Consider the following 12,858-nt stretch of genomic DNA (forward strand, 5'->3'; position numbering starts at 1 on the left):
GCATCGATTCAACGCCGCAGCGCCTGGTCTTCAACCGGATTGCGCGCTTGAAAGATCGCTGGAGCAAAGCAAAATGAATAGAATACTTTGGCTCATGTGACGTATCCAGTTCCCCTCTTCCCCTTGAGGCTGGAGTGACCCCCTGGGGCTGTGGTCCAGTCCCAGGGGGTCACTCCAGCGCTTGTTTTGATAGAGCGGAAAGCTTGAGATGGCCTACTGGCTTCTGAAATCGGAACCTGAGTCCTTTAGCATTGATGATCTGCGGCAAAAGCCTAACGGCATAGACGCTTGGGATGGCATTCGCAGCTATCAGGCCCGCAATTTTCTCAAAACCATGCAGTTGGGCGATCTCGCCTTCTTTTACCGTTCCAGCTGCCCTGTGCCCGGTATTGTCGGGACTGTGAAGGTCGTTAAAACGGCCTATCCGGACAAGACCGCCTGGAATCCCAATGAGGCGCACTACGATCCTAAATCCACGCCTGAAAGACCGATCTGGTATTGCGTGGATGTGCAGTGGCTGAGTACGTTCAAGGACGTGATTGCGCTGCGAACCTTAAGACAAATACCAGAACTTAAAACCATGCAACTTTTACAAAAGGGCAACCGCTTGTCCGTGACCCCTGTAACGGCCCAGGAGTGGAAGAGGATTGAAGCGCTTTGTCTGACTTTTCCGCAGGCGCAAGCATTCAAAAAGCGGCTGTAGCGCGAAAGGTTCTGCACGTTCCATTTGCGGCGATGGCTCTGAGCTAAAACTGCCGCACAGAGCGATGACAATATGGCGTCTGGCCGTGTTTCCGACAATAATCCTGATGGTAGTCCTCTGCAGGCCAGAAAGGACGGACAGGCAAAATCTGCGTGACGACTGGCGCGCCTTTCTGGATCAGAGTGTTTTTCAGCGCAGCGGCGGTCTCGCGTTGTGAGTCATCGTAATAGAAAATGACGCTCGCGTACTGTGGGCCGATGTCGGGCCCTTGCCCGTCTGTTTGGGTTGGATCGTGATTTTCAAAGAAATATTGGACGAGTTCGGTAAAGCGCAGCGTATCTGGATCGTAGACCACCCGGACCGCTTCCACATGGCCGGTCTGTCCGCTGCATACTTGTTCATACGTGGGATGTTTGAGCGGGCCGCCGCAATAGCCGACTTCTGTTTTGAGCACGCCTGACCGTTGTTTCAGAAAATATTCCACGCCCCAGAAACAGCCGCCCCCTAAAATCGCCTCTTCCGTATCCAGCACTTGCGCATGGGCGACGAAATCCAGGCTGAGCGTATTGACGCAGTGCCGGAGGTTTCGGGCGGTGAAGCCTTCTCCCTCGAAGAGGTGCCCCAAATGCGCCTGACATCGAGCGCAGAGAAGTTCGGTGCGGATGCCATCGGCGTCCGGCTGCTGAGTAACGGTCTTGGGTATCGTCTGATCGAAACTGGGCCAGCCACAGCCTGAATGGAATTGCGCGTCTGTGCGAAAAAGGGCCAGGCCACAGCGGCGGCACAGATAAGTGCCTGCTTCCTGTAGAGGCGCATGCGTACCGCTAAAGGGCGGTTCCGTGCCTTTGTTCTGCACGATCTGCAGGATGGCGGGCGGAAGACTGGAAGTTTTGTCCATGTGCAGTCGATTTCGATGCTATAGGAATTAGGCCACAATTTTCGGTCATCTTTCAAGGCAATTTCTGGCGGTCAACAGGAGACAAAATGGCAGGATGAAGGGGCTTGGAAACGGCCTGTGCGGATCATTTCCGCCCGAAAGGCGACGCCAACAGAGAGACGATGCTATGAGCAAGAGGTTATACATTAGACACATTGCCGCCGTTGACGGCGGCGCAGAAGGCCAATCTATCCAGGCTGGCCGCCCTGCCGGACAGTGAGATCGATACCAGCGATATCCCAGAACTGAGCGATGCGCAATGGCAAACAGCCGTTCGGGGCCGGTTCCATAAGCCGACCAAGACCGTGGTGACCACGCGCCTGGATAGTGATGTGCTCGACTGGCTCAAATCACAAGGCAGCGGTTATCAATCCCGGATGAACACCATTTTGCGGCGTGTGATGCTGGAAGCGCAAAGACCGGGAGAGCAGACGACCGCTGCCTGAATAAAAACGAACTATCAAGCGCGCGCCACAACCGTGAACAATCTTGCCAAGAGCGCGAACATTTCTTTGTTGACTCTCCGTTTCTGCTCAGGTTGCATCTTAAATTCTTCAATCAGAGTCTGCATTTCCGAAGAAAGCAACGGGCTCTCTGTATTTTGGTCTGGCTCGACTGGGGGCGCATCATAGTGCAATCAGTGTTCGGACATGTTTAGCCATTTGGCCAGCGTTGCGATTTTATCAGCGCTTGGAATGGCAAGTCCGCTCAACCATTTATGGGCCGCCTGCACTGCAATACCGATACAAGAAACTGCGCGATGTTGCAGATTGAAAAGGCGGGCCAAATCGGTTGCGTCTTTGACAGGAGGGTCACTTTTTCTCAAAGCACATTTTAGGCGTTCTGAAAAGGCGGCTTTTTCTTGAGCAGTTGGCATCACATTCCTTTTTTGGATGAACGAAATTTATGATTTTTCAGAGGGGAAATCAATCGTCTCATAGATATTTTTCGAAATTTTACTCTAATCTATCTTGAATTTTCTGGTCCCATAAAACCAAAAAATTATAACTTATAAAAGCTAGTTTTATACCGCTCAAGTTACCTCTGAGGACTGTAATGCTGATAAAAATAGCTTCTCTTGGTTTTGCTATCAGCGTGTTTGTTTTGTACAAGATATTTCAGGCGAACACCTGGTTTTCTGCGTTTGGATTTTCTTACATAGCTCAATTTTCTTAACTTTAAATCAGGAGCAAGAAATGAATCTGAGAGTGGATCGTTTGTTAGAAGCGAATGAACCGTTAAAAGGCGTCAGTGCTGCCTTGTCTGATTTGGTCGAAGAATCGCCTCATATTGCGCATTTGAAAGACGCGCAAACTAAAAAAATGATTTGCGCTAATTTAAATTTTGTTGAAAAACTTGGACTTGAACAAAACGAAGATATCATGGGACTCACTGTGAATGATTTTTGTACAAGAGAGGATATTTGGGGAGCAAAAAAGTTCAGCGCTGCTTTTTCAGAATGGAAAAAAGCACAACCGGCACTCTATGAAAAATATGATCAACAAGTGATTCATACGAAGCGCTGTTTAAGCGATCAAACAACCTTCTTCACCAACGAAGGCTTGATCCTAACGCAACATATGCTCAAGAAGCCTGTCCTGAATGAGGACAATAATAAAGTGATTGCTATTTATACGTACAATTATGAAACGACTTTCCAGCGCAGTTTATCCGATCTCTTTGAACTCTACCAAAAATACTATCAAGAAGAGGATGCCATTCAAAATCTGCTGAAGCATTTAGATATTGATTCTTATTTTACTGATTTGCCTACTCGTCATGAAATGCAAGTCTTATTTGCCATGCACCAGGACATTTGTCCTGAACAGACCCAAACAGAAAATATCTTCACTCGTGAACTGGCACTGCGAGATAAGGTGACAGCAGGGTACTGGCATGAAATGCTGACGAGATTACGCGCAGTACCCGTTCATGGCGCATCCGAATAAGGACTTTCTATCATGCGTCACCTTTTAAAAATCGGGCTGGTCGCAAACATTTTTGAATGGTACGAGTTTACTGTCTATGCGTATTTGGCCGATGTGATCGGCTCACTTTTTTTCAGTGCTGAGAACTCCGGTGGGAAATTAATTCAAGTCTTTGCGATTTTTGCAGTCGGCTATTTTGCTCGGCCATTGGGAAGCCTTTTCTTCGGCATGATGGGAGATCGAATAGGGCGCACCACGCCCTTAAAGCGATCACTCATCATGATGGCAGTGCCAACTGTGCTGATTGGATGCTTGCCGACGTACCAGCATATCGGTTTATTAGCACCCATTCTGTTGCTGATCTTGCGGTGCATTCAGGGATTTGCGATGGGCGGGGAACTGCCGCTCAATGGGTGTTATCTTTTTGAAGCGTCATCTGACAATAGTAAAAGCCTATTGTGCAGCATAGCGACGACCAGTATGAACATCGGCGTTTTATTCGCTTCGTTCACCGCTTTTCTATTATTTTCCGTATTTGATCGTCACACTATTCTGGCATGGGCTTGGCGTCTCCCGTTTTTGCTCGGATTACCTATGACAGTTGCAATTAACAACATGCGGTATGCCATTCGAGAGCCTCCTTTGAAATCTAAAAGCCCCTTGGATTCTGCCTGGCGCGTGCTAAAACAACCCTTCATGAAGGCTATTCCGCTTGTGTCATGGTTAACAGTATTTGGTTTTGTTCTGGTTGTCTGGATGCCGTCCTATTTGATTCATTTTTTGAATTACCCGCCTTCTCTGGCACGGCTCATCCATACATTCATGTTAATTGCACTGGTCCCGTTGGGATTAGCTGCTGGCGCTATCGCTCATTTTTGGGGGTATCAGCGGCTGATCAAATTCGGCGTGGTGACAACGATCATATTGACCTATCCGTTGTGGATAGGACTACAATCCGTAACTTTTGGGAGGGCGCTGGCAACGTTATTACTGCTGGCAGTAGTACTGAGTAGTATAAATGGCATCATCATGGAAACACTGGCGAGACAATTCCCGAATTTTGTGCGCTGCCGTGGGATGAACTTAGCCTATACGCTTCCAGTCGTTTTTTTAGGCGGCACAACGCCGCTGATCTGCACGTGGATGATCCAGAAAACCGGCCTGTTGATGTTTCCCGCCTTTTACATCATGTTCTTCGGGCTGCTGGCGTTGCCTGCGGCATGGCGATTAAAACCAATTGAAAATGCTTTAGCATAGTGTGTAGAAAACTACTCTCACGCAAGTTATATAAGAGACGCGCACACAAGAAAACATCTGCTGGCAAACCATTAGTGAGGCTACCCATAACGGATTAGAATCCATTGACGATTTAATTGGAGTTACCCCTCGTGAGATTTGGATAGACGATGTGCGAGTACGCCGTGCCCTGGATATGGCATTGATAAAAAGCCGATTATTGATGCCGTTTACGACGGACACGCACAAGTGGCCGTTGCGCCGATGCCGCCGTTGCAATGGGAGTATGACAAAAGTTTGAAAGACACGCCGCGTGATTTAAAGCAGTCAATAAAACCGTCAAGAAAATTCTTAGCGCAGTTTATTGCTTCATGGCCAGAAAAACGGAAGATATTCATCTCATCTGATTTGCATAAGGGATTGACTTAATTATGCCGCCAGGGACGCGGGCTTCTCTTTCTCAAGCGGTTGCCGGGCGATTTCGAGCACACTGGGCGGCACTGGAATATGCGCTTTGAGTACGGGTTCGCCATGCCGGAACATCCGTAAATCCCCAGGTTCAAATGCATGCCAATGTTCATCATCGGTCAGCGGCTGCGTCGCAATGACGGCGATGCAATCTTCAGGGGTTGTGTATTTGGCGAAATCAATCGTCATATCCGCGTCGATCAAATGCGCGGTTGAGAATGGCCAGCGGCGCACAATGTAATGCAGATGCGTTGAGCCATAGGCAAACAGCGCCTGTCCATTGGACAACAGGAAATTGAAAACGCCATAGTCCGTCATTTGACGGGTCAATGCGGCAACGGCTCCAAAAAGCTCGTCCAGCGGCGGCTGCGCGCCTGGGAAAGACTGATATAAGCCTTGCATCATCGCGCAAAAGGCCAGTTCGCTATCGGTATCGCCAACGCTTTGGTAGAGGTTGGAGAGTACAGGCTGATAGCCGTTTAGATCGCCGTTATGCGCAAAAATCCAGTGACGCCCCCAGCGCTCGCGCATAAATGGATGGCAGTTCTCAAGCCGGACCACGCCCTTTGTGGCCTTGCGAATGTGCGCGATGATATTTTTTGATTTGATCGGATAACGCTTGACAAACTCGGCTACTGCGGACGTTGAGGCCGGCTGATGATCGATAAAAAGACGGCACGCCCGATCCTCAAAGAAGGCAATGCCCCAACCATCGGCATGGTGATCGGTGATGCCGCCGCGCGCGGCAAATCCGGTAAAAGAGAAGGTCGTATCTGTCGGCGCAGCGCAATTGATTCCCAATAGTTGGCACATATTAGGGCCTGTTCTCAATTAAAATGTGTGCGCGTTGCGCCGATATGCGAGGCTCGCAAGGAATGTGACGAAGCGAATATTCAATATATTTGCAAGACGCATGACGCCGCGAGCCTCGCATATCGGCAGCAACCCCAATTTTGAATCTGATTTTACGGGAACAGGTGAATCCGATCACAGGGCGGTGTTGGGCGGCGCTTGTTTGGATTGACCAAACGGCGCGCCACCCGCCTTGCCCTGCAACCGGATTCACCTGCTCGCGCGCATGTTTTAATTGAGAACAGGCCCTAACACTTCAGCAATGAAGCCGTACAATTAAACACGATCCAGCAATATCATTTAAGGTCCTCTCACCATGCGCTCATCGGAGTCAGCGCGCGCAGACTCGCTGACCATCACGCGCCCGGATGACGGGCATGTGCATCTGCGCGACGGCACACTGCTGGCAGCCGTGTTGCCGCATACCGCGCGCCAGTTCGCGCGCGCGATCATCATGCCGAATCTTCAGCCACCGGTGACCACGACGGAGCAGGCGCTTGCCTATCGCCAGCGCATTCTGCGCGCCCTTCCTGAGGCGGCGGAATTTGAACCGCTGATGACCCTGTATCTGACCGATCATACGCCACCGGAAGAAATCCGTCACGCACGCGCATCCGGCATTGTCCATGCCATTAAACTCTATCCGGCGGGCGCAACCACGCATTCCGACGCGGGCGTGACCGAACTCTCCAAATGCATGAAGACCTTTGAAGCGATGCAGGAGATTGGACTGCCATTGCTTGTGCACGGCGAAGTCACCGACCCGTCCATCGACCTCTTTGACCGGGAGAAAGTATTTATCGATCAGGTACTGCACCCGTTGCGGCGCGCCTTTCCCGGTTTGAAGGTCGTGCTTGAACACATTACGACGCAGGAAGCGGCTGAATACGTGCGGGACGCGGAGGCAGCGCCGAACGCGCTCGGCGCAACCATCACCGCGCATCATCTTCTTTATAACCGGAACGCGATATTTCAAGGCGGCATCCGGCCGCATTATTATTGCCTGCCTATTCTGAAACGCGAACCGCACCGGCACGCGCTGGTGCGCGCCGCGACTTCAGGCAATCCGCGTTTTTTTCTGGGCACGGACAGCGCGCCGCATCCGAGAGAAGCGAAAGAGCGCGCCCGCGGATGCGCCGGTTGCTATACTGCCCTGCACGCGCTCGAACTCTATGCGCAAGCTTTTGACGCCGTCGGCGCGCTTGACCGGCTTGAACGCTTCGCAAGCGTCTATGGCGCCGCATTTTACGGCCTGCCGCGCAATACAGGCGCCGTCACGCTGCGACGCGGAACATGGACGCTCCCCGACCAGATTCCGGTGCCCGCCGCACAGACTTCTATCTGTCCATTAGGCGCAGGCGAAACGATTGCCTGGCGCCTAGAGCATTTTTCAGTGAGATTGCACAAGGAGCGAGTGCGAAGACAGTATGAATAATACGGCGAGCGCAAAGCGACGCCGCGCAAGCCACTGAAAAATGCTCTAGAGGATGAACAATATGTTTGACACCCTTACCCAACGCATGACGCGCATCGTCAAAACGCTGCGCGGCGAAGCCCGTCTGACCGAATCGAATATGCAGCAAATGCTGCGCGAAGTGCGTCTCGCATTGCTCGAAGCGGATGTTGCGCTGCCCGTGGTGCGCGCCTTTATAGAAGCAGTCAAAGAAAAAGCGCGCGGCGCGGAAGTCATCCACAGTCTAACGCCCGGCCAGGCGCTTGTCGGCATCGTGCAGCGCGAACTGGCCGCCGTGATGGGCGGCGCTGACGAAGGTCAAGCGTCGGAACTGCGGCTTACCGTCGCGCCGCCCGCGATCATTCTGATGGCGGGTTTACAGGGTGCCGGTAAAACCACCACCGTTGGCAAACTCGCCAAACGGCTGCGCGAACAAAAAAAGAAGGTCTTGACGGTATCGGTCGATGTCTACCGGCCCGCCGCGATTGCGCAGCTTAAAACCGTGACCGAGCAGGCAAGCGCCGATTTTTTCCCCTCGAACACAGATCAAATGCCCGTCGATATCGCGCGCGCCGCGCTCGATTGGGCCAAACGGCATTATGACGATGTGCTGATCGTCGATACCGCCGGACGCTTAAACATCGACGCGGAAATGATGGCTGAAATCACCGCGCTGCACGCGGCGCTACAGCCTGCGGAAACCCTGTTTGTCGTCGATGCGATGCTGGGTCAGGATGCGGTCAATACCGCCAAAGCATTCAACGACGCGCTGCCGCTGACCGGCATTGTGCTCACCAAGCTCGACGGAGATGCGCGGGGCGGCGCGGCGCTATCGGTACGGCATATCACCGGCAAGCCCGTCAAATTTGTCGGCGTGAGCGAAAAACTCGACGGTCTTGAAGTCTTCCATCCGGAAGGGATGGCGAACCGGATTCTGGGCCAGGGCGACCTGCTGGCGCTCGCTGAACAGGCGCAACGCGGCATCGACGACGCGCAGGCGAAACAGTGGGTTCGCAAAATCAAAAAAGGGGGCGCTTTTGATCTGGATGATTTTCAGGCGCAGTTGATGCAGATGAAAAAAATGGGCGGCATGGCCGCGCTGCTGGAGAAATTACCCGCGCAATTCCAACCGGCGAGCGGGCAGTCCAATCTGGATCAGGCTGAAAAACAGATGCGTCGGATGAGCGGCATCATCCACTCGATGACCGCGGCGGAACGCACTCAACCCGAACTGATCAAAGCGAGCCGCAAACGGCGCATTGCCGCCGGCGCCGGCGTGCACGTTCAGGAAGTCAACCGGCTGCTCGCACAGTTTGAACAGATGCGGACGATGACAAAGAAATTGAAGGGCGGCAATCTAGCCAGAATGACCCGCGGCGGCTTCGGCGGATTGGCCGGGATGCGCTGACTCTACTCTGGAACCCTACAATCGCGTTGCGGCCCGCTCGCGCCAGTTTGGCTGAGCAAAAACCACGCCAATGTCTTTCGAGTCACGCATCCATTCGGCTAATTGGATCGCTTCAATACCATTGACCGCCCTACCCTGATATTTTTTAATCAAGAATGAGGCGGGCAGCGCAAGCGGCTCGCCTTCCATCCCGTGTTGCGTCAGCCAACGCTGAATCCGCTCCGCGGTTTGATTGGGTTTAAACTGAACGATGACGCCTGAATCCTGCACGTAAAGCGCGCTTTTATTCAAATCCGGGGCGCTTGAATACACCGGCAGGCAATCGCTGCCGGGCTTGGTCCGATAAAGATAAAAACCCTCTTTCCGGCTGAATTCAGGCATACCCTGTCTGGGTTGCGCGCTCGCGCAACTACCGGGATGCGCGTGGATTTTGATCGGCACATCGCCGTTGTACCAAATCAGCGGCTGCGAGGGTTCCGCATACGCAAGATCTACTACGCACAGCAAACAGAGAGCTAAATATCGTTTCATATCCATGATTCCAAGACTCCAAACAAGAACTCATAAAAACGCGCCGGGGAATACGCTCCATTCCGCTTAGAACCCGTTCAAAATCTGTCACGAGCGCCTGTCAGCCAAGGAGGACGGAGCGCAGGAACCGGAGCATATATGTAATATGTGAGGATTCCGAGCGCCGCCCGACGCAGGCTCACGGGCGCGCAGTCAGATTTTGAATAGGTTCTTAATCTTCAATCGTGGCAGATTAATGCACCGTCAACGCCACATGCTTCACCACCTGCCGCGCGCCGCTTGCTCCGGTATCCGCCACGCACAATTTCCATGCGCCCGACGCAGGCTCGTCGAGCGGCATCGTCGCGCTGGTGCGGTATACGTTGCCAAAGTCCGAGGTTGGACACTGGTAGCCGTTGCTTTGGGTGCCGCAATTTGGATATCCGCCGGTCAACGGTATTTGGGTACCGCTTGGCGTGGTCACGCGCGGCAGCGCAGTGGTAATGCCTGGGGGGTCGTCAGTGGTACGCAGAACTGAGCGGCCTTTGTTTGCCAGCGCGGAAACCAGATTATTTGAGCCGGGGCTGGAATAATCTGGATGTCTGCCGTTGGCATCAATGGCAGGAATCGCCAGCAACTGCGGGTGGCGCATCAAATCAAAATTGGTCCAGCCATATCCTGGCAAAGCGCAAGTTGGGCCTTCGCAATCGTTCCCCGCGGCAAACAGGTCAACGATACCTTTGCCGTAGCGGCCATGATCGGCGCCATAACGGGTCGCCGCGCGCACCACGGCATCCTGATATACGCCGCCGACAGTGCCATCGATCTCAGCGCCCCAGCTATTATTTGAAATATCAATGCTGCCGTTCGCAGCGCCGCGACTGAGCGCATCCTGCTGATCTGTCAACAATACAGCGCGATCCTGATCGAATATCTTGAGGCCCGCCACTTTGACTTTAGGCGCAACGCCAACGCCGCCCTTGCCATTGATCGCTGCGGCAATAATGCCCGCCATCGCCGTACCATGAAAATCGCCCGGATGGGTGGGCGTGGGATTGCTTTTATCCGGGCTAAAATAGTTAACGCTCAGCCCTTCGGCGATATTGCCTTCAAACACTTCGTGCCCGATATCCAGTCCATCATCGAGCACCGCAACCGTGATGCCTTTGCCGCCGATTCCTTGTTTCCACACAGGCAATACATTGAGATCAACACCCGCTGTACCATAAAGAGTCGAGCCAGGCGCGCCAACCTGCCCGGTATTATTCAGATGCCATTGATATTGAAAGAGCGGGTCCTGAGGAAGTGAAATAGCAGGCGGCGGCTCCGGAGATTCCGAAGAAGGCGGAGAAGGCTGAGAAGGCGGCGGGGCAGGCGTATTGTCTGTGCCGCCGCTGCTGCTATCCCCCTGCCGCTATGGCATCCGGCAAGGGCAATCATCAATGCGGAAGCGGCATACCCAGCATACCATAACGGACAGCGATAAAGACGGGCAAGGGTGCGACATCATGGCTTTCTCATTTCAGAGGAACACATCCCCAGTATAGCCATGCATTTCAGATCGCACACTCGCGCGATCTCCTATTGACGGAAAATAAAGAATCTGTTTTATTTTTTACTTTTGATGACTCATTCGCTCAAGAATTTCGTGCGCCCACAATATGCGCCACAGCCTGCTCAGGTGTGAGCGACGTTGGGCAAGCATCGTCCCGGCCTTGATATTCAACGGTGTTTTCTTTCAGGCCGCGCTCGCTGATGACCAGCCGGTGCGGGATGCCAATCAATTCCCAATCCGCGAACATCACGCCCGCGCGTTCGTTTCGATCATCCAGCATGACATCCGCGCCTCTTTCAGTCAGCGTTGCGTAGAGCCGATCCGCCGCGTGTCGCACGGCTTCGCTGCGGTGATAGCCCATCGGACAGAGTACGGCTTCAAACGGCGCAATCGCCGCCGGCCAGAGGATGCCGCGGGCATCAAAATTCTGCTCGATGGCAGCGCCCAGCAGACGTGTAATGCCAATCCCGTAACATCCCATCGCCAACGGCTGCGCTACGCCCGCATCGTCGAGATAATGCGCACCCATGATGTCCGAATAGCGCGTGCCGAGCTGAAAGATATGCCCCACCTCGATGCCGCGGCAAATGGAAAGCCTCCCTTTGCCATCCGGAGAAAGATCGCCTTCCACGACATCGCGCAAATCAGCCGTCTCCGGCTCAGGCAAATCCCGTCCCCAGTTCACGCCTGTCCAGTGAAACCCTTCTTCGTTCGCCCCGACGACGAAATCGCTCATCCGCGCAACAGTGCAATCGGCCAGTATCCGAACCGGTTCTCGGGCGCCGAGCGGGCCCAGATAGCCGGGCGGCGCGCCAAACCATTCCCTGATCTCCCGCTCGCTTGCAAAGCGGTAGCCGGACAATTGGGGCGCATTGCCCGCCTTGACTTCATTCAGGCTATGGTCGCCACGCAGCAGCAGGAGCCAGATTTCCGGCCCGTCTTCTACCTTCTCTTTCTTCTCTACAGCCAGAACCAGCGATTTAACGGTGCGTTCAACCGGTATCGAGAGATAGGGCGCAACCTCCCGGCATGCCGTTTTTCCCGGCGTGGCCGCTTTGACAAGCGCTTGCCGCGGCGGCGCGCGCATATCCAGCAAAGCAGGCGCGGGCGCCGCCTCGACGTTCGCGGCATAGCCGGAGGCCGGACAATAGGCGATGGCAGCTTCACCCGTTTCCGCAATCACGTGAAATTCATGCGAACCGCTCCCGCCAATCGCGCCATTGTCCGCCGCAACCGCGCGAAAATTCAGTCCAAGCCGCGTAAAAATGCGCTGATACGCATCAAATATGCGTTGATAGGTGCGCGCCAGCCCGGCGGCGTCCCGGTCGAAAGAATAGGCGTCTTTCATCACGAATTCGCGCGCGCGCATGACGCCGAAACGCGGCCGGATTTCATCGCGGAATTTGCTTTGAATCTGATAGAGAATCAGAGGCAATTGCCGGTAACTGCGGATTTCCGCGCGCGCGATTTCCGTCACGACTTCTTCATGCGTGGGCCCCAGCACAAAATCACGCGCATGACGGTCTTTAAAACGCAATAACTCAGGCCCGTACCGCGCCAGACGCTGTGATATCCGCCAGAGTCCGGCGGGCTGCACCATTGGCATCAGCGCTTCGAGCGCGCCGGCCCGGTTCATCTCTCCGCGGACAATCGCTTCGATTTTGCGCATCACGCGCACACCCAAAGGCATGAAGGCGTAAATTCCGGCGGCAATGCGCTGAATCATACCGCTGCGTATCATCAACTGGTGACTGATGATTTCCGCATCCGCTGGCGCTTCTTTAAGCGTATGAATCAGGAAACGCGAC

12 protein-coding genes and 1 pseudogene are annotated in these 12,858 nt (G+C 53.7%); 7 read left to right on the top strand and 6 right to left on the bottom strand.

The features are described from left to right. The first annotated feature begins 208 nt into the window (after positions 1-208). On the top strand, positions 209-703 hold the full coding sequence (locus tag CAGGBEG34_RS07285) for an EVE domain-containing protein (protein ID WP_006683084.1): 495 nt from the start codon (positions 209-211) through the stop codon (positions 701-703). Positions 704-746: 43 nt separating this feature from the next. Here the strand turns inward: CAGGBEG34_RS07285 and CAGGBEG34_RS07290 are convergent, their stop codons facing one another. Beyond that, positions 747-1,601, bottom strand: a complete 855-nt coding sequence (locus CAGGBEG34_RS07290) for a bifunctional methionine sulfoxide reductase B/A protein (protein WP_006683085.1) — start codon at positions 1,599-1,601, stop codon at positions 747-749. A gap of 194 nt (positions 1,602-1,795) precedes the next feature. Between CAGGBEG34_RS07290 and CAGGBEG34_RS07295 the strand changes: the two genes are divergently transcribed. Beyond that, on the top strand, positions 1,796-2,086 hold the full coding sequence (locus tag CAGGBEG34_RS07295) for a BrnA antitoxin family protein (RefSeq protein WP_006683086.1): 291 nt from the start codon (positions 1,796-1,798) through the stop codon (positions 2,084-2,086). Between the two features lie 191 nt (positions 2,087-2,277). On the opposite strand, the gene CAGGBEG34_RS10745 is transcribed toward CAGGBEG34_RS07295, so the two are convergent. Continuing rightward, the gene (locus CAGGBEG34_RS10745; protein ID WP_042688342.1) at positions 2,278-2,517 is read right to left on the bottom strand and encodes a transcriptional regulator; all 240 of its coding nucleotides are present in this window, start codon (positions 2,515-2,517) and stop codon (positions 2,278-2,280) included. A 331-nt stretch (positions 2,518-2,848) separates the two neighbouring features. Between CAGGBEG34_RS10745 and CAGGBEG34_RS07305 the strand changes: the two genes are divergently transcribed. From CAGGBEG34_RS07305 to CAGGBEG34_RS10295, 3 genes and pseudogenes are all read left to right on the top strand, one after another. Then, positions 2,849-3,589, top strand: coding sequence for a hypothetical protein (locus CAGGBEG34_RS07305; protein WP_158641834.1), 741 nt, complete (start codon positions 2,849-2,851; stop codon positions 3,587-3,589). Between the two features lie 12 nt (positions 3,590-3,601). Beyond that, on the top strand, positions 3,602-4,825 hold the full coding sequence (locus CAGGBEG34_RS07310; RefSeq protein WP_006683088.1) for an MFS transporter: 1,224 nt from the start codon (positions 3,602-3,604) through the stop codon (positions 4,823-4,825). Between the two features lie 142 nt (positions 4,826-4,967). Continuing rightward, positions 4,968-5,134 (top strand): annotated as a pseudogene (locus CAGGBEG34_RS10295) (ABC transporter substrate-binding protein); the annotation flags it as partial. Between the two features lie 99 nt (positions 5,135-5,233). On the opposite strand, the gene CAGGBEG34_RS07320 reads toward CAGGBEG34_RS10295, so the two are convergent. After that, complete coding sequence (locus CAGGBEG34_RS07320) at positions 5,234-6,085, bottom strand: class II glutamine amidotransferase (protein ID WP_006683089.1); 852 nt, start codon at positions 6,083-6,085, stop codon at positions 5,234-5,236. A gap of 355 nt (positions 6,086-6,440) precedes the next feature. Here CAGGBEG34_RS07320 and pyrC point away from each other — a divergent pair, with 355 nt between their 5' ends. Further along, the gene (gene pyrC, locus CAGGBEG34_RS07325; protein ID WP_006683090.1) at positions 6,441-7,559 is read left to right on the top strand and encodes a dihydroorotase; all 1,119 of its coding nucleotides are present in this window, start codon (positions 6,441-6,443) and stop codon (positions 7,557-7,559) included. Positions 7,560-7,620: 61 nt separating this feature from the next. Further along, positions 7,621-8,985 (top strand): signal recognition particle protein, encoded by a 1,365-nt coding sequence (gene ffh / locus CAGGBEG34_RS07330; RefSeq protein ID WP_006683091.1) that lies wholly within the window; start codon positions 7,621-7,623, stop codon positions 8,983-8,985. 15 nt (positions 8,986-9,000) lie between these two features. Here ffh and CAGGBEG34_RS07335 read toward each other — a convergent pair whose 3' ends face one another. From CAGGBEG34_RS07335 to CAGGBEG34_RS07345, 3 genes are all read right to left on the bottom strand, one after another. Beyond that, positions 9,001-9,522 carry a hypothetical protein gene (locus CAGGBEG34_RS07335; protein ID WP_006683092.1) on the bottom strand — a complete coding sequence of 174 codons (522 nt, stop codon included), beginning with the start codon at positions 9,520-9,522 and terminating at the stop codon, positions 9,001-9,003. 226 nt (positions 9,523-9,748) lie between these two features. Beyond that, positions 9,749-10,687 carry a S8 family serine peptidase gene (locus CAGGBEG34_RS07340; protein WP_006683093.1) on the bottom strand — a complete coding sequence of 313 codons (939 nt, stop codon included), beginning with the start codon at positions 10,685-10,687 and terminating at the stop codon, positions 9,749-9,751. A gap of 445 nt (positions 10,688-11,132) precedes the next feature. After that, positions 11,133-12,858 (bottom strand): proline--tRNA ligase (locus CAGGBEG34_RS07345; protein WP_081463794.1); only part of this gene is annotated, 1,726 nt, incomplete at its 5' end.

It is taken from the genome of Candidatus Glomeribacter gigasporarum BEG34 (assembly GCF_000227585.1).
Taxonomy (GTDB): domain Bacteria; phylum Pseudomonadota; class Gammaproteobacteria; order Burkholderiales; family Burkholderiaceae; genus Glomeribacter; species Glomeribacter gigasporarum_B.